This window comes from Parapedobacter luteus (assembly GCF_900168055.1).
GTDB classification, from domain to species: domain Bacteria; phylum Bacteroidota; class Bacteroidia; order Sphingobacteriales; family Sphingobacteriaceae; genus Parapedobacter; species Parapedobacter luteus.
Window position 1 is genome coordinate 155,866 of sequence record NZ_FUYS01000006.1, and the last position, 23,937, is coordinate 179,802.

A 23,937-nucleotide genomic window follows, 5' to 3' on the forward strand; every position below is an offset into this window, starting at 1 on the left:
ACCTACTTAGCCTCAAAAATCCCGCTTCTACCCGCTACTTCCTCTGGCGACCGGATATCGATTTGATGATCAACGCTCGGCATCAACGCTTCAATGAATGCATTTCTAAGGACTTGCCATATCGCCTCCCAAACGAGTATATTGGTTTCCCCAAAGCTCCCTTCAATGGGTATCCGCGTAGCGACTTGCTCAGCTTTCGGGTTTTCTAACAACTGGCCCACCACACCGATAACGGCCTCTTTCGCCCGTTGGAAAAAATTATCATCGCGATCCTCAAGCCCCACGACCTCCAGATCGGTGATGATAGGCTTTACGTATCCTTTGTACTTGCCATTATTTGCTGCAAATTCGCTGTAAAGCCCAAATGTACCTTTACTGACATCAAATTTCCCATAGGCAATGAAAAAGTCATTTAAGTCGGGCAAATTTGCCCCTTCTATCTCAGCCGTCAGATCAAAGGTAGCCTGATCTGCCAACGCATCCATCTTTAAATCAAGATTCAGTGAGCCACCATACGCTTGCGCACTTGCACGAATGGTGGAGGGCAATTTTTCATCTTCACGAGATGTGTTTTTCAGGTTTTCGGCTATAATATGTGCGTTTTCAAGCGCGATATCCACAAGCGGCGACGTGGTACTGTCGGTATAACGGATGCGGCCATTCCGTACCTCAAAACGGTTGACCCGCAACGGCATAAAATCCTTGAGCAATTTCCGAAAATCCGTTGTGTCCTTGGCTACAGCATCAACCTCAGCCTTGTCCTTGGTGAAGATAAGCTCCGGCGCCGCAAATGCCAATTCACCGACAAGCGCACCCTTCAATAATGACCGCCAATCAACCGATAAGTCAATCCTGTTGACCACGAAAAATTTTATTTGCTCGCCGGACGTTGAATCGACTTTGTTGAGGTACAACCGATCCAGTTGATAAGCTCCCCGGTATAGCGCGATATCGATGTCTGAAACATGCCCGTAGTACCCGTTTAAATTGGCCAAGGTACGGTTGGCGTACCGCAATACGATGGTAGGCAAAAGCAGCCTAATGATGACAAGCAAGAGGATAATACCCGCAACGATGCTATATTGCTTTTTCCATTTCCGGTTCTTCATTCTTACAAGGTCTTTGTGTTATCAGAACTGCAAAAACCTTTCCCTTGCCCTGTTTTTGAGACTATCTGAGGAATAAGAGCGCCTCCTGAACGTTGGCTGTAGCAAATCGTAGACTTTCCGTTCATTAAAATGAAATTTGCCCCTGTCGCCAAATAAGGAAACAATCGACGGCGTTGATTGTAAACTATTCAACTGGAACCCTTCACATTACATGCTATGTATAATCGACAACTTAAAATCGGAATTTCGGGATCCTATGGAGGGATGAACTTAGGCGATGAAGCAATCTTGCAAGTGATGCTTAATCAAATCAAGGCCACATTGGACGCTGAGGTCACCGTTTTCTCCCGCTATGTAGATGACACCCGCAATCGGCATGACGCCGATAATGTGGTAGCCGTACGGAATCTTTCGATTAACGAAATAAAACCTCACATCGCCGATTTGGATCTTTTTATTCTGGGGGGAGGTGGTATTTTGTATGATCAGGATATCTTATTGTACCTACGCGAAGTCAAAATAGCCATTGAGCAAACCGTTCCGGTAATGCTATATGCCATTGGTGTCGGGCCGCTTGAGAAACGTTCGCTACACCCCGAAATCAGCGATATCCTAAATCATGTAAATTTGATTACGGTACGCGACATCGACTCAAAACACTTATTGGAAAGCATCGGGATAACAAAAGAGATCCATGTTACTGCCGATCCAGCTTTTCTGCTCGAGCCCGAACCGATCGGCGATGACGTATTGGTTAAAGAACAGCTCAACACGCAGCGCAGGTTGATTGCCGTTTCAGTCAGGGAGCCTGGTGGTGCAGCTCCGGATTTGGACGAAAATCAGTATCACTCCTTGCTGGCCAACGCTGCGGATTACATGGTTGACCGCTTTGGAGCAAACATCCTTTTCATTCCCACGGAGCGCGACCATCGGGACTTACAACATTCACACGCTGTCATTTCATTGATGCTCCGCCCGCAGCATGCGCATGTACTTAAAGGCGAATATTCAGCAGGCCAGCTGCTGTCGATTATGAAACACTGCGACTTCGCCGTGGGCATGCGCCTACACTTCCTCATTTTTGCTGCTTTGCAGCATGTTCCTTTTATCGCATTACCATATGCCGCCAAAGTAAAAGGCTTGCTGAACGAATTAGCCATTGATATGCCGCCACTACATCTGGTAAACGCAGGCAGGCTTATTGCGTATATCGACCAGTTTTGGGATAACCAGGAAGGGATTCGCGAGCAGATACGTGAAAAATTACCGGCCATTCGAACCAAATCAAAACTGACTCACCAACTCATGCTGGACGTTTTGGAAAGCCATGCCTCATTCCGATGTTAGGTAAGCGGAACAATGGCGAGATCTTTTCGCGGCGGGCCGGTAAGTACCCGTCCATTGGTGTCATAACGCCCGCCGTGGCAGGGGCAATCCCAGCTTTTCTCCGCATCATTCCACGTGACGATACATCCGGCGTGTGTACATACCGGGCTTAATGCGATGACCGCTCCGGCGGCTGATTTATATACAGCGATTTGTTTGCTGTCATAGTTAACCACCGCACCGGTATCCGGAGCCAGCTCCACTAAAGCCTCCAGCCGCTCAGTCGCCACCCTATCGGCCACAAACCGGTATGCTACATCCGCATTTTCTTTTACAAAGTTGGCAAATCCAGCAATTGGCTTAATGCGTTGCGGCGAAAAAAGCTTTTCATAAGGGCTTTCCCGTCCCAAAATAAGATCCGCCAACAACAGCCCTGAAAAGCTCCCCATTAGGATGCCGTTTCCGCTGAATCCGGTGGCCACATAAGTATTTTCGTCGCCGCCGGGGAGTTTCCCTATGTATGGCAAACCATCCGCGGGTTCAAAATACTGTGCCGACCACCGGTAGTCTATGGATGAGACATGAAAATGTTTGCGCGTATAAACTTCCAAATCTTGGAAGGCCGCATGCGGGTCTCCATGTCCCGTCTTATGGTCTGCTCCGCCCACAATCAAATAGGGCTTGCCATTGATATGGTGACTTCGGAAATAATGATAAGGCTGCTGCATATCGTAAGCCAGCTCACTGGGATAATTACTGGACGACAGCTGGACACCCAGCACATAGCTGCGGTACGGTGCACACCGTAGGTGCAAGATATTCAACCCCGGAGGAATGTGAGTGGCGTACACCAACTGCTGGGCACGGACAACACCTGCACTGGTCTGCACGTGATGAATACCGTCCTTGTGCACGGTGTCTTCAACGCGGGTCTTTTCCAGTATCACACCGCCCTGTTTTACGAAGGCGTCCGCAAGTGCGTACAGATAACTGAGCGGATGGATCTGCGCTTGTTCTGTGTATTTTATCGCTTGCATGAACGGCAACGGCAGCGGTATGGTTGCGACGCGCTCGACCGCTACCCCCGCCCGCTGCGACGCCTCGTAAATTTTGTCGAGTTGAGCAACCTCTTCTTCTGTTTGGGCAAAAAGAATCCCGTCTTTGTATTCAAAATCACATGCGATTTGATACGTCGAGACATTGCGTGCAATAAGATCGCGGCCCGCGCGAGCGGCGCTGCCTACCAATTCGGCACCTTCCGCACCGAAGTCGCTTTCGATGGTGGAGTATGGCGTATCGAGCATGGTATTGATATGTGATGTCGTCCCTCCGGTGGTGCCGAACCCCAGATGATGGGCTTCAGCGACTACACATGCGATGCCCGCCTCTTGCAATAGCAACGCCGTGGTCAATCCCGTAATGCCCCCTCCGGCGATAAGCACATCCCACACCTTGGTTTCGACACGGTCTTCCCGTCCTCCCCGTTGTGCCTGTATTACAGCAGATGTTTGCCAAGGGCTGGACAATATCCCGTCTCTCGCCAAAAAACTTGTGGTAGATGCGTCAGCTGAATTGGTTTTCATAATGTGTCGTTTTCAATGATAACATGGGAGACTTCGGATTGTTTATGGTTTATCATGGAACAACCACACATCACAATAAAAGGCAAATACCACCAAACTTTTTGCTTTTTGCTTGTTTATTCTTATATTGTGAACATTGAATCAGATTGGCATCCTAATTATGCCGTATACCTCCTGCACCGGATTAGGCATCAGTGTTTTTTCATGAATTGTCCGTCTATCCGCGACAAGCAGGCGCGTAAACTTAATTTTTGAGGTAAAGTGAGCAAAACAATCATTGTATCCAACCGGTTGCCCATCAAAATCATTGAGGAAGGTGATCATTATACACTGCAACCCAGTGAGGGAGGATTGGCAACAGGCCTCGCCTCCATACATGCGGAGGGCGAAAACAGTTGGATAGGATGGCCCGGCGTATCGATAGTCGATGCAGACCAACGGGCCTATTTTACATCCGCATTGAAAAAAAAGCGACTGGTTCCCCTCTTTCTGGATGAGGAAGAAATCAAAGGATTCTACGAAGGATTTTCCAACGAGGTCTTGTGGCCTATTTTCCATTACCTTCCATCCTACGCCAATTATGACCTCAGCAATTGGGAAATGTATGTGCGGGTCAACGAGAAATTCAGGGATCTTATCCTTGAACATGCCGATCCGGATGACACGATTTGGGTGCACGATTATCAACTATTATTGCTTCCCGGATTGCTAAGGAAAGTTCTACCCGAAGCATCCATCGGTTTTTTCCAGCACATCCCTTTTCCTTCGCAAGAGCTCTTCCGCCTTATTCCTTGGCGAAGGGAACTACTGGAAGGCATGCTGGGTGCCGATTTGCTCGGCTTCCATACGTTTGACGACGTCCGCCATTTTATCAGTTCGGCTACCCGCCTTACTTCAACGAACAACAACTCAAACCGATTGGAGGTGGATGATCGGACCGTTTTTGTAGAGCCTTTTCCCATGGGTATCGACAGTAAACGGTTTTCTGCCCTGTCGTCCGAGGAACCGGTGTTGAATCGGATTGCCGAGCTGAAAGCCAATTTTGCCGATCAGAAAATCATTCTTTCTATTGACCGTTTGGATTATAGTAAAGGTATTACACAACGACTTGAAGCATTTGATTTGTTTTTGGAGGAGAACCCCGATTTCCATAAACGGGTGACGCTGTATATGGTCGTTGTGCCATCCCGTGATACCGTTCCGCGGTACCGCGAACTCAAGGATCAGATCGATCGCTTGGTGGGCCACATCAATGCAAAATATGGTGCGTATGATTGGTATCCAGTAGCCTATTTTTACCACGGGTACCCGGTCGAAGAAATTTCGGCGTTGTATAATGTAGCAGATATCTGCCTGGTCACCCCCATGCGCGACGGCATGAACCTGGTCAGCAAAGAATATGTCGCCAGCAGAAATGACGAAACCGGTGTACTCATTCTCAGCGAAATTGCAGGAGCCGCTAAAGAGCTCATTGATGCCCTTATCGTCAACCCGAACGACATCCACGATATCCGCGATGCGCTGTTGAATGCTCTGAATATGCCAACAGCCGAGATGAAAAAGCGCATGAAAGCCATGCGTGAGCTTGTATTTAAATTCAATGTACAACACTGGGCAACATTATTCATGAACAAACTACAAGAAACAAAAAACGTACAATCCACTACCAAAGCGCGCCTGGTCGGCGCAAATATCGAACAACAAATCATTGACCAATACCGACGCGCCAGTAGCAGGCTACTCCTACTGGACTATGACGGTACGCTGGTGGGATTCCAAGATGATATTGATAAAGCTTCGCCAGATGAAGAGCTTTACCAACTGCTCGATGCGCTGGAAGCTGACATGCATAATCATTTGGTTATCATCAGCGGGCGCAAACATAGTACGCTCGAAAAGTGGTTTCAGGGGAGACCCTATAGCTTGGTGGCCGAACATGGGGTTTGGACAAAAGAGCCCGATGCCGATTGGCGATTGAAAAGTGGGCTCTCCAATACTTGGAAGGAAGAGGTAAGTACACTCATGGAATCGTATGCAGACCGAACGCCAGGTGCTTTCGTGGAAGAAAAAAGTTTTTCGCTGGCTTGGCATTACCGCAAAGTACAGCGCGATTTGGGTACATTGCGGGCGCACGAGCTCATTGACAACCTACGCGATTATTCGGCTGCCTATGGCTTACAGCTGCTGGATGGCGACAAGGTGGTGGAAATACGGAGTGCGGAAGTAAACAAAGGCCGGGCAACCTTGGATATCCTTCATGAAAATCGGTACGACTTCATCTTGTCGATAGGTGATGATCGGACAGACGAGGACACCTTTCAGGCACTGCCAACGGAAGCATGCACCATAAAGGTTGGTACCGAAGTGTCTGCGGCGAAGTTCTATTTGAAACGGCAACGCGATGTACGCGTTTTGCTGACCAAGCTTGTAGCATCGAACAAACCACCTGTCACCCAATAAATATGGGTTGGTCAAGCTTCATCGAAATGCGGTAAGCAGCATTCATCAGGCCAACATGGCTATACGCTTGAGGAAAGTTGCCCCATTGGCTTCCATCAGACTCGTCGACGTCCTCACTGAATAGCATGAGGTGATTGGCGTAGCTCAACAATCGTTCGAAGGTAGCCACGGCTTCATCCACGCGCCCAACGCAGGCCAATGCCTCCACATACCAAAAGGCACAAATCAAGAAAGTTGATCTCGGTTTACCGAAATCATCCGAATGGAGGTATCGATAGAAAAGACCCTCCGGGGTCTTTAGTTCACGTTCCAGCGCAGCAAGGTGGTTTTTGGCCCTTTCTGATGCTGGATCCAGATAATGCATCATAATCAGTTGCAATGTGCTGGCATCAAGATGAGGGCTTCCGGCCGCATTGGTATACACTTGTCGCTCTGCATCATAACAGGCTTCAATATGTTGGGCAGCCCGTTGCATCAGCGCTTCGGCTTTGCTGACCATCTGCTGGTCACCAATCGTCCTTCCAATCTTGCAAGCAGCTGCACATCCAGCCCATTGAAAGAGGTTCGAGTAGCAATGGTGATTGGCAAAATTGCGGAATTCCCAGATTCCGGCATCCTTCTCATCAATGGTCTTCTCAATCTTCTGCAGAATGTAATCTACCCAGCGCCCGGCGTCCGAACGTTCGTTAAACACAAAGCGGTAATCGGTATACAAGGGCAATAGGGCAATCATCGCCTGTCCGTAAACATCGTTTTGGATGTGTTCGTACGCTTGGTTTCCTATCCGCACGGGCTTATTCCCTTGGTAGCCCGCCAAATCGTCCAAAATTTGCTCCGTCAATTCAAACTGACCATTTATGCCATAAAGTGGCTGAAGCCTGCCGGTATCCGAATGGGTGATATTGGTGATGTAATTGGCATAGTGCTCCATTTCTTCGAATTGTCCGATATGGTTCAACGCCGTGATGACATAATAGCTGTCGCGCAGCCAGCAATACCGGTAGTCCCAGTTTCGGCCGCTCCCCGGATATTCGGGCAAACTTGTGGTACTCGCCGCAATGATGGCTCCGGTATCTTCGTACTGATGGATTTTCAGCGCCAATGCAGAGCGGATTACCGCCGATTGGTAAAAAGAGGATATCGTGGCGTGCTTAATCCAGGTGCGCCAATAACCTATGGTCTCCCGAAGAAAGTGTTCGACCGTACGTTCAAGGGGCGCTTCGAGCGGCTCGCCATAGGTAAGAACAAGGTACTTGGTTTCACTCAACACAAAAGACTCGTCGCCGAAAAAATGACTCACCGGAACATTTGTCGTCAAACGCATTTGCTCGACGCCATTATTGAAGCCCACATGGTTGCTTCCCCGGTATTTATCAAACGAACGCTGTCCGTACGCACTCACCGGATCACACACTACACGGATGCGAGGCCGGCTTTCCAAAGGCTCGATTTTCCGGATAAGCATCAATGGCTTGAAATAGCGCTCATATTGCCTGAATCGGGGAGCGAAATCCGTAATCCGGTAACTGCCGTCGGTCGTTGTAATCTCTGTACGCAGCACATTCGTGTTTTCGATATAATATTGCTTACTGCTAAACTCGTTGACCGGCTGTATGGAAAACCGACCGCCTTTGGCGGTATCCAACAAGCTGCCGAAAATAAATGAACTATCGAAAGATGGCCAACATAACCAGGAAATATTCGTGTCTCCTTGAATGTGCGCCAAATAAGCACAGTTGCCAATGATTCCGCTGTTATAGACGTGCCGTTTATCCATGTACCGATTAGTTTAGTTAGGTGTAAGAAAAAGCGTTTTAAATATGTAGTGTTCCCCAAAAATAATAAAACCGGAGCGAATACCAAGAAAGGACGGGAATAAAGTTGGGATGGTAGACTCACTTAATCGGTGCTCCCGCTGGTTCTTCCGGTATGGCTTCCACTTCCATGAGATGAAAAGGAACGGATTTACCTAAGCGGGCTAAAATAGGCAATGATACGTTCCATACTTTGGTACCATCCGGAGTTTGGCCCTCATATTTGCCCATATGCGCGTGCCCATGGAACACCGCTTCCACCTTGGTCCGCTGCAGCGGCTCCAGCAACCTGGAAGATCCCAAAAATGGATAGATCTCCAACGGTTCTCCTTCTACGGTTTCTGGAATAGGCGCATAATGCATGATGGCTATTTTGGGGATTTCCCCTCGGTGCTGCCCTAGCCGCGACAATGCACGCTCCAGCTTGAGCCCTTCATCAACCGCTTCCTGGACAAAGGATTTCATCATATCCTCTCCGAATCGGGATAACATCCTTGGTCCAAACCCACCTCCGAATCCTTTAATACCTGCAAACCCGATGCCTGCAATGACCGTCGATTCACCATCCAGCACCTGCATATTAGCTTGCTGAAGTACTTCTTTGATAATTTTATGACGCCCTTTCTCATAATCGTGATTACCCAATACGCCAACCAAAGGAATTGAACTTCCCTTCAGCTCTTCGACAAATAACGCAGCCTCATCTTCGTCGCCCGTATCGGTGATATCGCCGGCTATGACAAGAATGTCTGCCTCTTTATTGATAACCGAAAAATAGTCCTTCCATTTCCCACGGTCTGTTTCGCGGACATGAAGATCACCTATCGCAGCTATCCGTATTGTTCTTTTTGCTGTTTCCATAAGCTTGATTACACTGTCATTATCGTATATGCTTTGTAATTCCACAACTTAATATCTATCTCATACTGCGTCTGGTCAATCAAGGGACCCCGGCACACTTTTTCCTGAGAAGGAGGCAAATCATATTGCTCTTTTGCCCGGCTAATCAGATCATGAAACAGCCAATCCGGTATAATATTCCGGTAATCGGAGGGGTATACAAATTGAAAAATTAATAGTTGAGCCAACAACAAGTGCCAATGAGTGTCCAGCCTTTTCCACAGCCGTGGCCAGTCCAGCCGATGTCCGGCTTTTAACAGCAGGTGATTGACGTCCGCACTGTCATTACGCTCCCGGTTTTGAACATATATTTTACACCAGATCAGCTCTTCGGGCGGAATAAACTTGACCGGCATACCATAGAAGTCGCCCTCCTCTGCATAGGTAAACCAGGTGTCATCTACTTTACAGATATTGTTTACCGTATCGAAAATGATGTCAATAAAATAATCGTCTTTAAACACCTTCGCAAGCCACCTCGAATCAGTCAGCTCCGTGCGGTATCCATTATCTGCGAAACACTTCAGTATTTTCGGATATTCCTGCGGAAGGCAAAAAATATCCAAATCCTTGGTTGCCCGGTGCACATCGGTATAGTGGACAACCGCATGGCCGCCCCCGATCATAAAATCACATTGATTATTCTTCAACAAGGTCAACGCATCACAATAAAAGGCTGTCACTTTTTCGTTAATCATTCGCTTATAACCTATAGCTCCCCTGATCGGATAAGCTTCTCTGTTGAGAGACAATCTTCAGGACGCCATTGTTTGGAATTACTCCAAAAAAGCAGCATAAACGAGGATAGCCGGATTAACGTTACAGTTTTTTTTGCATGATATAATCGTCCAGCACATAGCCGTGATAGGGAATTTTTACAGCTTCGACAACGGCAAAACCTTGCCGTTCATAAAACGCTTTTGCTGGATTGTACCGATACACATTTAATTCCAGGCAATTGGCGCCAGCGGCCAATGCGTGTCGGGCGACATGATGTATCAGTCGTTGCCCTATTCCGTGCCCTTGCACAGCGGGGAGGATATACAGTTTTTCAATGCGCATGATGTCCGTAGCCGAAGGCTTTAGCCGGAACCCTACAAAACCTACGGCTGTACGCTCCATTATGGCTAACGAGAAACGCTGGCCGGCGTCCATTTGTTGCTGCAATCCATCTGCTGAATAAATATTCTCCAACATTAGGCTGATTTGCCCCGGGGATAAAAGGCCGCCATAGGCGGGCCACCAAATTTCATGAGCCAGCCGATGAATGGTCGGTATGTCGGCCGTTGCTGCAGCTTGGATGGTGACATCATTCATGACTTATAAACATTCGCCTACCAATCCATACTGTTCAGCAAAATGGATGGCATAAAAACCGTCCTTCGCCGTAATGTAGTGGTTTTCACCTTGGCGTATCAATCCAAGCGTATGAGTTACTGCCGTGTACACATAGACCGGTTCGCCCTGAGGTTTCCATTTACGAAACCCCGACTTGACGGCAAATATGCGTTTGCCATCACCCAATACCGTTACATGAATATCGATATGCCTGAATAATGATACGTCAACGTCGGCATCATTGGAGATAATGTTAGCCGCCTTACAGCCCCTCCCAACCAAATATGTCAATGCTGTATCTAAAAAGGTACCATCAATGGGTAAAATGAGAACATGATCCTGAGGCAAGTCCAGTTGCTTGTCAGTGATGAGGACATCAACCTTGATGCCCTTATCAATGACGGACTGAGCATTTTCATGATGGGTGACTACAATCGGATTCCATTCCAGCAACTGGTTGAGCTGGGGTCTTGTCACTCCCTCGGTATCGACGATGATCAGCGCTGGTTCTTGGTCTTCCTTGACAATGTGATGCGAAGACATGGCTAAAGCACAAAAGTTAATTACCTAACTGGCGTAATGCTATATAAGCCATCAGGCCCGTGCTTATCGCCAACGCCTTCTCATCAATATCAAATGTGGGCGTGTGTACGGCAGCGGTTATCCCTTTGGCTTCATTGCCCGTACCCAGACGGTAAAAACAAGCATCAGCAACCTGTGAATAATACGCAAAATCTTCGCCCGCAAGCCAGAGATCAAGATCGACCACATGCTCTTCGCCAAGGAATTCCACAGCATATTCCCGTACCCTGGCGGTCAGTTGCTCTTCATTGACAAGGAATGGATAGCCTACACGAACTTCAAAATCGCAGGTACCGCCCATGCTTTCGGCAATGCCGGAAGCAATTTTCTTCATTTGTGCATGCGCCTCTTTACGCCACTTTTCGTCAAACGTACGAAACGTACCTTCCATGTAGACTTCATTCGGTATCACATTGGTAGCGCCATTTGCAACGACTTTGCCTATCGATAATACGGTGGGCATTTTCGGATCGGCAATGCGGCTTACTACCTGCTGCAATGCAGTGATAATATGCGCAGCAATTACTACCGGATCAATATTTTGCTGCGGCTGGGCTCCATGCCCTCCCTTGCCTCTTACAGTCACATACAGTTCATCAGTAGATGCCATGTACTTACCTGCGCGGAATCCAACTTTACCAGCAGGAATCAAAGGCATTACGTGCTGTCCGATCACAGCCTGCGGAGCAGGGTTCTGCAAGACGCCTTCCTTAATCATCAGGCTTGCGCCTCCCGGCAGCCGCTCTTCACCCGGCTGGAAAATCAGTTTGACCGTGCCGCCAAAGTCAGCTTTCAATGATTGAAGGATATGGGCTGTTCCCAAGAGTGAAGCCGTGTGTGCATCATGCCCGCACGCGTGCATCACGCCTTCATGTTTTGATCCATATATTCTGCCGGCCACCTCGGTAATGGGGAGCGCGTCCATGTCAGCGCGCAAAGCCACCACGTTGCCCGACGGCCGGTCACCGACTATCTCGGCCACCAATCCGGTATTGGCCATGGACCGATAAGGGATCGCCAAACGTTCCAATTCTGCCCTTACAAATGCCGATGTCTGGTATTCTTCAAACGATAATTCGGGGTGCTGGTGGAGGTGTCTGCGCTGGGCTACGGTTTGCTCAAAAATTTGGGCGGCAAGAGTGCCAATCTTATTTTTCATTCGAGTAATTTGTTTTTACACGGCAATGAAGCTTGCATAAATTACTCATATCCTTTTGCTTATGGCAATTTATGCAGGTTTCATCTTTCGCGTTGCCCTTTATTGATAAATATAAATCTCCTCGGTAAAGATAAATACATTGTTGAATTGCTTACGTAATCCTTGCATAAGCTCCTGGGCTTCTGCACGGCTCCTGAAATCTCCCACCTTTACCCGGTAATTGGGTTCTTCGTAAGTAACATACGTATCAATGTCTTTGTACAGCCTCCTGAAACGCGCCTGTTCGGCATACGCCTCGGTGCGGTTAGACCCCGAATAGATCTGAACGCGAAACCCCATGGCTGTTGTACGCGTGGCGTTTTTCTTGTCCACCGGGGGTCTATTGGCCGTTGCAGCGGTGATATTGGTACCTTTTCGATTACGCTGCATCAGGCTGATCAACGGATCCGCCACAATCTCCACATCGCCGTTTTGCTGTGCACGGCCCACCATGCAGCAGGCGACGACCAATAGTCCGGCAAATACAAAACTTCTTACCATTATCCTACCCATTTTTATATTGCTTATGCCCCGTGGCAATTTTTATATTTTTTACCACTACCACATGGACAAGGATCATTTCTTCCAACTTTTTGCTCATTACGAACCGGCTGGGTACGTTGCACCTCACGGGTATCCTCAACGGGGGCACCACCGCCCGACGCGACCAACTCGGGCTTCGAGGTCCTCACCTTAGCCTCCTGCCGGGGTAATGGGCGTGCTTCGCGGACATCCTGTGGTTGCTGATTAGGAATTTCGCCTTTGAATAAGAACCCGATAATATCTTTATTCATATTGACCAACATCTGCTTAAACAGGTTGAAGGCCTCCATCTTATAAATGATAATGGGATCCTTTTGCTCGTACACGGCATTTTGTACGGACTGCTTCAACTCATCCATATCCCTGAGATGCTCTTTCCAAGCTTCGTCTATTAACGCAAGGACCACACCTTTCTCAAAGGACTTGAACACTTCTTTTCCACCAGATTCTACCGCTTTTTTCAGGTTGGTTGCCACCTGTATACCTCTTAGTCCGTCCGAAAAAGGGACGACGATATTCTCTATTTGCCCACCCCTGGCAGCGAACACATCCGTTAATACCGGCAGGGTTTGCTTTGCTATCTTATCGCCTTTCTCGCGATAGTAGCCGATGACCTGGGCAAACAGTTTATCGGTAAGCGCAGCGATATTGCTGTGAGCAAACTCGTCTGCATCAATTTCCGGATCCAACGAAAAAATCCGGATTACTTCCAACTGAAAGTCTTCGTAAGTACCCGACTCCTTATAGGTTGCCACGACATCCTCTACCACATCGAAAATCGTGTTGTTCAAGTCGACATCCAAACGTTCGCCAAACAGCGCATTTTTACGCTTCGCATAAATGACTGTTCGTTGGGAGTTCATGACGTCATCATATTCCAACAGTCGTTTACGGATTCCAAAGTTATTCTCTTCTACTTTTTTCTGCGCTCGCTCAATGGATTTGGTAAGCATGCTATGCTGCATCACCTCACCTTCTTGCACACCCATGCGAACCATGATATTCGAAATACGCTCAGATGCAAACAACCGCATCAACGGATCTTCGAGTGACACGAAAAACTGGGAAGAGCCGGGATCGCCTTGCCGTCCTGCCCGTCCACGCAACTGTCGGTCTACGCGGCGAGACTCGTGACGCTCCGTGCCGATGATTGCCAAACCGCCAGCCTCTTTCACGCCCGGCCCAAGCTTGATATCGGTACCCCGGCCTGCCATGTTCGTTGCGATTGTTACCATGCCCGCCTGCCCTGCCTCAGCGACGATATCGGCTTCGCGTTGGTGCAATTTGGCATTCAGCACATTGTGCTTAATACCCCGGAGCTTGAGCATGCGGCTCAGCAACTCGGAAATTTCTACTGAAGTAGTACCCACCAATACGGGACGGCCCTCTTGGGTAAGCCGTTGAATTTCCTCCGCCACGGCATTATATTTTTCACGCGCCGTGCGATAAATGAGATCATGCCTATCTTCACGTTGCGTTTGCACATTCGTCGGAATTTCCACCACGTCCAGCTTATAGATCTGCCAAAGCTCACCGGCCTCGGTAATTGCCGTACCGGTCATCCCGGCTAGTTTGTGATACATCCGGAAATAATTTTGTAACGTAATGGTCGCGTAGGTTTGTGTCGCATCTTCTACCTTTACGTTTTCCTTGGCCTCGATCGCCTGATGCAAGCCATCCGAATAACGGCGCCCCTCCATAATCCGGCCTGTCTGCTCATCGACAATTTTCACTTTGCCTTCGTCAATGATGTATTCATCATCCCGCTCAAAGAGGGTATAAGCCTTCAGCAATTGATTGACAGAATGGATACGTTCGGACTTAACCGAAAAATCGCGCATCAGCTCTTCTTTTTTGGCTAATTTTTCTTCAGGGCTTAATCCGGACTTTTCTATCTCAGCGACCTCAGTCCCTACATCCGGCATGATGAAGAAATTGGGATCTTCACCCGAAGACGTGATAAGCTCGATCCCTTTCTCGGTCAGCTCCACCTGATTGTTCTTTTCGTCAATAATGAAGTAAAGTTCGGCATCCACTTTGGGCATGTTCTTGCTTTGCTCCTGCAAGTAATAATTTTCTGTCTTCTGAAGTACTTGCCGGTTGCTGCCCTCGCTAAGGAATTTAATCAGCGCCTTGTTTTTCGGCAAACCACGGTGGGCACGTAAAAGCGCAAGCCCTCCCCCTTCTACACTTGTATCACCAGCGGCAATGGCCTTTTTTGCTTCATTCAACACCCCGTTTATAAACGCCTTCTGGGTATTGACCAAGCGTTCTATACGCGGTTTCAACTCATAAAACTCATGCTGATCGCCCCGAGGAATCGGGCCGGAAATAATCAACGGTGTACGCGCGTCGTCTATCAACACCGAATCCACTTCGTCTACCATGGCAAAGTGCAATTTCCGTTGCACCAACGCCTCGGGAGACTGCGCCATGTTATCGCGCAGATAATCAAACCCGAATTCATTATTGGTACCAAACACGATATCTGCTGCGTACGCATTGCGCCGGGCTAGCGAATTGGGTTGATGCTTATCAATGCAGTCTACCCGCAGTCCATGAAATTCAAACAGCGGGCCGTTCCACTCGGAGTCACGGCGTGCGAGGTAATCGTTTACCGTCACGATATGCACCCCTTGACCAGATAACGCGTTTAAGTAGGCCGGAAGTGTGCCGACCAGTGTTTTACCCTCTCCCGTGGCCATCTCCGCAATCTTGCCCTCGTGAAGTACGATACCGCCGATAAGCTGCACATCGTAGTGTACCATGTTCCAGGTCACCTCATTGCCGGCAGCAGTCCACTTATTTTTCCAGATAGCTTTATCCCCAACAACCTCGACGTGCGGTTTCGACGCGGCTATTTCACGGTCAAAATCTGACGCGGTCACTTCTAACGTTGTGTATTCTGTAAACCGACGTGCTGTTTCCTTGACCACGGCAAAAGCCTCCGGAAGAATCTGCATCAAAACTTCCTCCAACTTTTGATCGCGATCTTTGCCTAATTTGTCTACCTTGTCATAAATCGCTGTCTTCTGGGACATGTCTACCCCCTCCTGCTCAGCATCTGCCTTTAGTCCTGCGATTTCCTTGTCAATATCAGCAAGGTAATCACTTATCCGTTGCTTAAAGGCTGCGGTTTTTGCCCGGAGCTCGTCATGAGTCAAGCTTTCAAGTTTTGGATATTCCTCCTTGATCTTGGTCAACAGCGGCTGAATATGTTTAATATCGCGATCTGACTTACTGCCAAATATTTTACTTAAGAATGTTAACATTTGCTAATTGTTTACTGTATGATATACCAATGGTCAATAATAGCACCAAAATGCAATACCGCCATTATGGCATATTGGGCAAAGTTAGTTATTAGATTTGAAATTTGGGATAGGAGATTTGAGATAGCCTGTACGGGGTGCTCCGCATTTAGAGCAAAAACAAGCCTTTGGTAGGCCGAGGTACCACACCAAGCTCCCAGGCCTTATCAAACAAGGTCTGTATAGCGAGCCGGCCTTCCGTACCGAGCGTCAGTGAAAAACGATTGACGTATAATTCGATATGTTTATACATGACATCCTCACTCATTTCCTGCGCGTGCGAACGGATGAAATCGATGCCGGACGTTGGGTTGGCAAAGGCGTATTCCACGCTCCTTCGGATAGTTCGTTCAATACGGCGCTTTACTTCATCAGGCAATTGCCGTTTGACGACAATTCCGCCCAATGGTATAGGAGCTTGCGTCATTTTCTCCCAATAATCACCCAAATCGATCACCTTGTGCAAGCCTTTATCCTGATAGGTAAAACGGTTTTCATGAATAATGAGTCCCAGATCAATACTTCCCTCAACCAAAGCCCGTTCAATATCAGAAAACACCATCTCCCGTTTATTTTTCAATCCGGGAAAAGCTAGCCCCAACAGAAAGTTAGCGGTGGTATACCGCCCGGGTATCCCCACTATAAGGCCGTCAGCAGGTGATGGGCCGATAGACGAGGCATGTTGGCCTACGGCAACGGCAGACAACTGCTCCGCCAGCTCGGAACGCCGGCAAATAAGCAGCGGCCCTACGCCAAACCCCAATGCACTTCCCGCGTCAAGCAATACGTAATGCGTTACTGCGTAGGCGTACGCATGGTAGCTCAGCTTAGTAACTGCCAATTCTCCCTGAAACGCTTTCTGGTTCAACGTTTCGACATCTTCATAAAACACCTCAAACTCCAGCCCTTCCGTATCGATTTTATGATGGATAAGTGCATCAAAGATAAACGTATCATTGGGGCAAGGAGAAAAACCAAGAGATAGTTTCATGTTATCGACAGCTTTTCGACAATAATTAACAACAATGCTGCTGCAAAGGTAACCAAAATCACGCCGCGAGCGCTTCGTTCCAGCTCATTCCGATAAAAAAAACGCACAAGTAACAGGTTAATTAACGCTGCAATGACATATAATGCCGTTGGCCTATCGCCGATGGTTATACGCTGTGAATCAAACCACAGGGTCAATACATATGCAATTGCCGGGGCCAAAAACCCGATTGCACAACCAAACAAAAACGAATTCCTTTGTAGTTTCGATATATTCATCAGCCGCTAACGTCAAAATTCCAGGAGTTGAGCTCAGGTATGGCATAGTGGGCAGTCATATCGAATTGCACCGGCACAATCGAAGCATACCCCTGCTGTAAAGCCCAAACGTCAGTATCTTCGCCACGATCGCGAAGCTGGAATACTCCTGTAAGCCAATAATAGCTCCGGTTGCTCGGGTCTGTCCGTTCCTCGAATTCCTCTGCCCACTTTGCATCGGCCTGCCTACAAATTTTAATCCCCCTGATATTTCCTTTGGGAAAATTAACGTTCAATAAGGTGCCTTTCGGCAACTTGTTGGCCAAAACCTGCTCAGTCACCGCCCGTACGTAGGGCCTGCACCTTGTAAAGTCCGCGTCGTATTCCAAGTCGTCATACGAAAACCCGATGGAGGGGATATCCTCAATAGCACCCTCTACCGCTGCCGACATGGTGCCTGAATAGAGCACATTGATGGAATTATTGAGCCCGTGATTAATGCCGGACACACATATATCGGGCTTTCTGCCCTTAAACACCTTATTCACCGCCAGCTTGACACAATCTACGGGGGTGCCAGAACATTTATACATCACGACCTCGGGATAAATATATATGCGGTCTATGCGCAGTGGCTTGCCGATCGTAATGGCATGTCCGGTACCGGATTGCGGGCCTTCCGGCGCCACCACCGTCACGTCGCCGATTTTTCGCATTTCCTCAATCAATACCTTGATACCGGGTGCTGTAATCCCGTCGTCATTAACGACGAGTATAGCAGGTCTTTTCTTTGTCATGGGACGAAGTTAAAAAGAAAAGCGTTACGGACAATATCCGTAACGCTCCTCCCTCAAAGTTGGCAATGATTTACAAACTATTGAGCCAATTGACTACTTCATCCCGCGCCTTACCGGTCTTTTTTTGGAGACGGCCAATCAATTCGTCCTCCTGGCCTTCTTCATATAACAAGTCGTCATCCGTTAAGTCCGCGTACTGCTGTTTAGCCTTCCCTTTCAATTCATTCCAATTTCCTTTTAACTTCAAGTTGCTCATAGTCGTATCATTTTAATTATTACTCTACCTAATAAACAACAGCGCACACCAAAAGTTTTAAGAACAAGTTGGATAACAAAAAAAAGCGGCTACCTATACGGCAGCCGCTTTTTTTATCAAGTTCTTAAAAGACTTGCTTATTTTTTGATTTCAACACGACGGTTAAGCACGCGGCCTTCTTCAGTTGCGTTAGAAGCAATCGGAGCTGATTCACCGAAAGCTTGAACGTTGATTTTAGCGGCGTCTACGCCAGAGTTAACCAAGTATTGTTTTACCGAGTTGGCACGGTCTCTTGACAAGTTCAAGTTGTAAGCTTCAGAACCTTCAGCAGAAGCGTGGCCGTCCAACGTTACTGTTGCACCGCTTTCACGCAATTCAGAAGACAACCGATCAAGGATAGCGTAAGACTCTGTCTTCAACACGGAGCTGTCGAATTCAAACTGGATGTTTGGATACGTACCCGTTACCTCTTTTACTTCGGGCTCTGGGAATTTAATCGGGCAACCAGCGCCATCTACCTGCGTACCTGCAGGTGTGCCTGGGCATTTGTCAAACTTGTCAGATACACCGTCACCATCTTCGTCGCGGCTCAACTCGTCAACAAGGCCTTCCAAGGTAGAAACCCGTTGTTTCAACGCTTCAAGCTCGTTACGCAACGAAGGATCTTTCAACTCGTCATACAGTGTAGATACAGGGTTGTGCCAAGTCAAATCCGGTTTTGAAGAAGAACCCAAAGAGAATTCCAAACCAGCATAAGTGTACGAGAATTTGTCGTTCGTAGCACGGCCATTTACCGGTCCGTACAAGGTCTTGTCGTCAACAAAGTTCATGGTATAGCCCAAATTTAAGGCTACCCGATCAGACAATTTAAATTTCATGCCCACGCCAACAGGGATGTTGGTCGCTCTCTTGAAATCTTTGTCACCTGTCAACTCTGCTCCGCCATCACGTTCTTGACCCCAGTTACCTTTGTTATCCCAAGCGCCTGTAGAACCGTCTGCATCGGTATAACCTACTGGGTTGTAGGCCAACATACCGAGACCAACGCTGGCATAGAAGTTAACCGCATTTTCTCTTCTCAAGAAATCGATAGTTGCAAATTGGAATACACCGTTAATGCTGGCAGAATATTGTACCGAAGTCTCAGCAGACTCATACCCAGCTGGATCTACTCCTGGCCAAGATGGGTTGTAGTAAGTCTTGGCACCACCTTCATTATGCGCAAAAATACGGCCACGGTTTACAGCACCTTCCAATCCAAACCAGCTCGAAAACTGCTTACGGAGGGTAATGCCATAGTATTCACGTAGCTTATATTCAAAAAAGCCTAACTCTTTTCCAAAAGAATTAGAACCACCGATAATTACTGATGGGGTTGTAAAACCACCATTAACACCAATTGTCCACGTTCTGTATTGGGATCTTCCTCCAAATACAGTCGGCTCTTGTGCCTGTGCTGTCTCAGCAAACCCTAAGGCCGCAACGAGCGAGCAAGCAACCGCCGTTTTGATTGTAGAATAATTCATACTCTGTTTTTTTAAGGTTAAAAATTTTTAATTGTCTAATTTTTCGCAAAAATAACCAATAGTTTGATTCACGCAATATTTGCAAATACTATTCCAGTTTTTCCCATTTTTGTGATTTTATAAAAAAAACGGCCTAATAAAGCGTCCAAACGTATTAATAAAAGAACTTATTTAGCTATTACACAGCTATTTAAATAGGCTACTTGGCTTTGTTGAAACCGAATCCATCCCTCCAGCTGCATCGTTTCTTGCGTGAAAAGCTTCGGAATGCCCTTCAACTTCACTTACCGTTTACCCTCCAGCATGTCCTCAATAATGGTCAGTCAGCAAAAAACGATGTAAATCTATCAATAAATCGCATTGTTTCCTAAAAAAAACAAAGTTTATTCTGAAACACCTTTGTCGGTCAATGCTAAAACAGATAATGGATGATAGCATAGGTGATCCCCGCTAAAATAGCCGACACGGGAATCGTCAGTATCCATGCCCACAACAGGCTTATGGTGACGCCCCACCTGACGGCTGAGACCCGTTTGACGACGCCCACGCCAATGATGGATCCCGTAATCGTATGCGTCGTAGATACCGGAATACCGAAATGCTCGGTGATGCCCAGCGTTACCGCTGCGGCGGTCTCCGCGCCCACCCCTTCCAACGCGTTTACCTTGGTAATTTTGGTACCCATGGTCTTGACAATTTTCCAGCCACCGCTCATGGTACCTAAAGCAATCGCCGAATAGCAGGTAAGCGGTATCCATTCGGGCATGGGATCGCCCGATTGCAGATACCCGCCGGCCACCATGGCCACGAAAATAATGCCCATGACCTTCTGCGCATCATTGCCGCCATGTGCAAAGCTCAATGCTGCGGAAGATACCAGCTGAAGTTTTCTAAACCACCATTCGGCAACAGACGGCTTGGCGCGTTTCGAAATATTGATGATCAGCAGCGTGATGACCACGGCGATAAACATCCCTATCAGCGGAGCAAGTGCAATGAATGAGATAATCTGTAAAGTCGGCCCCAAATTAATGGCGCCTACAGCGCTGTCGCCAAGAATAAAGGCGTGCGCCATTCCTGCACCCGCAAAACCACCGATCAGTGTATGGGAAGAACTGGAGGGCACACCATAATACCAGGTAAATAAATTCCATCCGATTGCAGCCACCAGCCCCGCGAAAATAACTTCCAACGTAATGTACTCTTCCAGCACCGTTTTGGCTATCGTATTGGCGACTTTGTGATCCGTAAAATAAAAATAGGCCGCAAAATTGAAGGCCGCGGCCCAAAGCACGGCCTGGAAAGGGGAGAGCACCTTGGTAGAAACAATTGTTGCAATGGAATTGGCCGCATCATGAAAACCATTGATATAATCAAATGCAATGGCGAGGATGACGACAATAACCAATAGGGTGGTGACCATATACGCTTCGAATTACTAAGGTTAGGCGTTCTTTACTAGAATGCTTTCCAATACGTTGGCTACATCCTCGCATTTATCTGTAGCAGTTTCCATCGCCGACAATACCTCTTTATATTTAATGAGCGCAATAGCGTCCCTTTCAAATTCAAACAGTTCGCCTACGGCTTTATCAAAAATATAGTCTGCTTTATTTTCAATACTATTGATACGCACACAGGAATCTGTGATATTCCGGATATTTTTCAGATTGCGCAACTCATGTATTGCTTTGGCGACATCTTCTGTTGCTTCCAAAATCAAATCGGCCATTTCAATGATGGGCTCCGTGATTTTTTCAACTTTATATAATTCGATCCGGTTGGACGCGCCATGGATAAAATCCGCCACATCATCCAACGAACTGGTCAATGTATGGATATCTTCACGATCAAACGGGGTAATGAAGTTCTTCCCCAATTCCAAGTGTATTTGGTGGGAAATATCGTCGCCGCGGTGCTCCAGATCTTCAATTTTCCGGGTAAGTTCTTTCCGTTTACTGGCATCTGAGAGATTAACCAATTCTTTAAGCAACTTCGCCATATCGATAAGGTTGCTGCTAGCCTGTTCGAATAAAGGAAAGAACTTCTTGTCTTTGGGGACAAAATATTGGAATATGCTATTGAGCGACATAAAACAAAATATTTCTGCAAAAATATAATGTTAATGTTAAGTTAATGTTAATTAACAAGCGATTCTACATTAACCCCCGGCTACACTACATTGCGGTCTTTACTTTTTCTAACGTAAAGGCAAAGGTGGTTCCTAAACCTTCCGTACTACGCACATTGATGGTTTGTTGGTGTGCCTCGATGATATGCTTCACAATGGAAAGGCCTAATCCCGACCCCCCGATTTTACGCGACCGACTTTTGTCTGTCCGATAAAACCGTTCAAAAACCCGCGGCAAATTCTTTTCCTCGATACCAATTCCGTCATCGGTCACCTCCACCAGCACCGTTTCAAAAAGCTCATAAATCCGGACATTGGTCTGCCCTTTGGCTTTCCCATACTTGAATGAATTATCAATGAGGTTGACAAGTACCTGCCTTATTTTCTCCCTGTCGGCCTTTACCATCATAGGATGCTGATACTTTTCCTTGAATACGAGGGATATATCGTGGGCAACAGCCTTATCCTCCATCGATTCCAATACTTCTTTTACTAACGTTGTCAAATCAAACCGTTCATAATTAATCGGTATCTGGCCACTTTCGAGCTTCGAAATCTCATCCAAATCCTTAATCAGGAACGTCAGTCTATCAAGATTCTGCGATGCCTTCATCAAAAACTGCGTCCCCAGTTCGGGGTCTTCCAGCATCATGCCGTCTTGCAACGCATCGATGTAACCCTGGATAGCAAAAAGAGGAGTTTTGAACTCGTGCGAAATATTAGCCAGAAACTCACGCCTGAACCGCTCCTGCTCTTTCAGGGTATCGATTTCCTTCTTCTTTTCTTTTGCCCAATCCCTCACCTGCTGCTCCACATCATTGATGGGATCGTCACTCAGCTTCTCGCCGAGTGCCTCTTTCAGGTCCTTCCCCAATTTGAGGTTATGAATGAGCTTATATATCAGTTTTATTTTATTATAAATATACCGTTGAAAAAGGTAGTAAAATGCCAAAAAGCTAAGGGCGAAGGAGATGACGAGTGTGATAAAAAAATGCTGCCAGCTGTGCTGAAAATAAAAATTCACACAGGCAATGGACAACCCCACCGCAAATGCGTTAATAAAGACAAGTAGGATAAATCTCATGACAACAATACATCACTATGCAAAACGCCCTAACACGGTGAGCCCGCCGGAGACTTTATCTCCGATTTTCACATCTACCTGGGTACCCAACGGCAAAAAGACGTCTACCCTTGAACCAAATTTAATAAACCCAAATTCCTCTCCTTGCTTTACCTCGGCACCTTCCTGTACATACCATACGATACGCCGCGCCATCGCGCCGGCTATTTGACGGAAGAGCACTTCTCGTCCCGAGCTTGTACGTACGGCAATACTGGTCCGCTCATTAAGCGTCGATGATTTTGGATGCCAAGCCACCAGGTACTTTCCGGGGTGATAACGGAAGAAACTCACTATGCCACTGACCGGATTACGGTTGACGTGCACATTGACGGGCGACATAAAAATAGACACCTGTAGGCGCCTGTCGCAGAAATATTCGGATTCTTCCGTTTCCTCAATGACGACTACTTTTCCGTCTGCGGGACACAGGATCAGGTTTTCATCAGTTTTGATACGCCTTTTAGGGCTTCTAAAAAATTGCAAGATCGTGATCAGCAATAGGAAAGACAGGACGTACACCGCCCAAACGACAACTGTATTATCTGCGATAAAATAATGAACCAAAGCATTGGCCACAAAAATGACCAAGACAACGATTGCGATGCTGGTATATCCTTCCTTATGAATGGTCATGCGTCAAGTTTAATAGGCAAACTTAGATAAACTTGCGCTCATGTGCAAGTAATTCC

Annotated in this window: 20 protein-coding genes; 2 read left to right on the forward strand and 18 right to left on the reverse strand. The window is 47.3% G+C overall.

Translation table 11 applies throughout. The annotated features are described in order from the left end of the window. Window positions 1-2: 2 nt before the first annotated feature. Entirely contained in the window at window positions 3-1,109 is a 1,107-nt protein-coding gene (locus B5X72_RS13265) for a DUF748 domain-containing protein (RefSeq protein ID WP_079717397.1), read from the reverse strand. Window positions 1,110-1,325: 216 nt separating this feature from the next. On the opposite strand from B5X72_RS13265, the gene B5X72_RS13270 reads away from it, so the two are divergent. Continuing rightward, a complete protein-coding gene (locus tag B5X72_RS13270; protein ID WP_079717398.1) occupies window positions 1,326-2,456 on the forward strand; it encodes a polysaccharide pyruvyl transferase family protein in 1,131 nt (376 codons plus the stop codon). On the opposite strand, the gene B5X72_RS13275 is transcribed toward B5X72_RS13270, so the two are convergent. After that, window positions 2,453-4,018 carry an FAD-dependent oxidoreductase gene (locus tag B5X72_RS13275; protein WP_079717399.1) on the reverse strand — a complete coding sequence of 522 codons (1,566 nt, stop codon included), beginning with the start codon at window positions 4,016-4,018 and terminating at the stop codon, window positions 2,453-2,455. The two genes, B5X72_RS13270 and B5X72_RS13275, sit on opposite strands and share 4 nt — an antisense overlap. A 261-nt stretch (window positions 4,019-4,279) precedes the next feature. Here B5X72_RS13275 and B5X72_RS13285 point away from each other — a divergent pair, with 261 nt between their 5' ends. Next, window positions 4,280-6,478 (forward strand): bifunctional alpha,alpha-trehalose-phosphate synthase (UDP-forming)/trehalose-phosphatase, encoded by a 2,199-nt coding sequence (locus tag B5X72_RS13285; RefSeq protein WP_079717401.1) that lies wholly within the window; start codon window positions 4,280-4,282, stop codon window positions 6,476-6,478. Here the strand turns inward: B5X72_RS13285 and B5X72_RS13290 are convergent. From B5X72_RS13290 to B5X72_RS13370, 16 genes are all read right to left on the reverse strand, one after another. Beyond that, window positions 6,468-8,255 carry a glycoside hydrolase family 15 protein gene (locus tag B5X72_RS13290; RefSeq protein WP_079717402.1) on the reverse strand — a complete coding sequence of 596 codons (1,788 nt, stop codon included), beginning with the start codon at window positions 8,253-8,255 and terminating at the stop codon, window positions 6,468-6,470. The genes B5X72_RS13285 and B5X72_RS13290 overlap by 11 nt on opposite strands. A gap of 118 nt (window positions 8,256-8,373) precedes the next feature. Next, window positions 8,374-9,153, reverse strand: coding sequence for a metallophosphoesterase family protein (locus B5X72_RS13295; RefSeq protein ID WP_079717403.1), 780 nt, complete (start codon window positions 9,151-9,153; stop codon window positions 8,374-8,376). An 8-nt stretch (window positions 9,154-9,161) separates the two neighbouring features. After that, on the reverse strand, window positions 9,162-9,890 hold the full coding sequence (locus B5X72_RS13300) for a nucleotidyltransferase (RefSeq protein ID WP_079717404.1): 729 nt from the start codon (window positions 9,888-9,890) through the stop codon (window positions 9,162-9,164). A 121-nt stretch (window positions 9,891-10,011) separates the two neighbouring features. Then, on the reverse strand, window positions 10,012-10,509 hold the full coding sequence (locus B5X72_RS13305) for a GNAT family N-acetyltransferase (protein WP_079717405.1): 498 nt from the start codon (window positions 10,507-10,509) through the stop codon (window positions 10,012-10,014). Between the two features lie 3 nt (window positions 10,510-10,512). Next, window positions 10,513-11,073, reverse strand: coding sequence for a hypothetical protein (locus B5X72_RS13310; RefSeq protein ID WP_079717406.1), 561 nt, complete (start codon window positions 11,071-11,073; stop codon window positions 10,513-10,515). 16 nt (window positions 11,074-11,089) lie between these two features. Next, window positions 11,090-12,271, reverse strand: coding sequence for a M20 metallopeptidase family protein (locus tag B5X72_RS13315; RefSeq protein WP_079717407.1), 1,182 nt, complete (start codon window positions 12,269-12,271; stop codon window positions 11,090-11,092). A 99-nt stretch (window positions 12,272-12,370) separates the two neighbouring features. Next, a complete protein-coding gene (locus B5X72_RS13320; RefSeq protein WP_079717500.1) occupies window positions 12,371-12,811 on the reverse strand; it encodes an SPOR domain-containing protein in 441 nt (146 codons plus the stop codon). A 23-nt stretch (window positions 12,812-12,834) separates the two neighbouring features. Next, window positions 12,835-16,125 carry a preprotein translocase subunit SecA gene (secA, locus tag B5X72_RS13325; RefSeq protein ID WP_079717408.1) on the reverse strand — a complete coding sequence of 1,097 codons (3,291 nt, stop codon included), beginning with the start codon at window positions 16,123-16,125 and terminating at the stop codon, window positions 12,835-12,837. 148 nt (window positions 16,126-16,273) lie between these two features. Then, a complete protein-coding gene (locus B5X72_RS13330) occupies window positions 16,274-17,155 on the reverse strand; it encodes a menaquinone biosynthesis family protein (RefSeq protein WP_079717409.1) in 882 nt (293 codons plus the stop codon). Window positions 17,156-17,432: 277 nt separating this feature from the next. After that, a complete protein-coding gene (gene surE, locus B5X72_RS13340; RefSeq protein WP_079717411.1) occupies window positions 17,433-18,209 on the reverse strand; it encodes a 5'/3'-nucleotidase SurE in 777 nt (258 codons plus the stop codon). Between the two features lie 70 nt (window positions 18,210-18,279). Then, window positions 18,280-18,465 carry a CsbD family protein gene (locus B5X72_RS13345; protein WP_079717412.1) on the reverse strand — a complete coding sequence of 62 codons (186 nt, stop codon included), beginning with the start codon at window positions 18,463-18,465 and terminating at the stop codon, window positions 18,280-18,282. 137 nt (window positions 18,466-18,602) lie between these two features. Beyond that, on the reverse strand, window positions 18,603-19,991 hold the full coding sequence (locus B5X72_RS13350) for an OmpA family protein (protein ID WP_079717413.1): 1,389 nt from the start codon (window positions 19,989-19,991) through the stop codon (window positions 18,603-18,605). 412 nt (window positions 19,992-20,403) lie between these two features. Next, complete coding sequence (locus B5X72_RS13355; RefSeq protein ID WP_079717414.1) at window positions 20,404-21,414, reverse strand: inorganic phosphate transporter; 1,011 nt, start codon at window positions 21,412-21,414, stop codon at window positions 20,404-20,406. 21 nt (window positions 21,415-21,435) lie between these two features. Further along, window positions 21,436-22,083: a DUF47 domain-containing protein gene (locus tag B5X72_RS13360; protein WP_079717415.1), complete on the reverse strand. Its 648-nt coding sequence runs from the start codon at window positions 22,081-22,083 to the stop codon at window positions 21,436-21,438. A gap of 85 nt (window positions 22,084-22,168) precedes the next feature. After that, entirely contained in the window at window positions 22,169-23,206 is a 1,038-nt protein-coding gene (locus tag B5X72_RS13365; protein ID WP_079717416.1) for a sensor histidine kinase, read from the reverse strand. A gap of 15 nt (window positions 23,207-23,221) precedes the next feature. Continuing rightward, on the reverse strand, window positions 23,222-23,881 hold the full coding sequence (locus B5X72_RS13370) for a phosphatidylserine decarboxylase family protein (RefSeq protein ID WP_079717417.1): 660 nt from the start codon (window positions 23,879-23,881) through the stop codon (window positions 23,222-23,224). Window positions 23,882-23,937 lie beyond the last annotated feature (56 nt).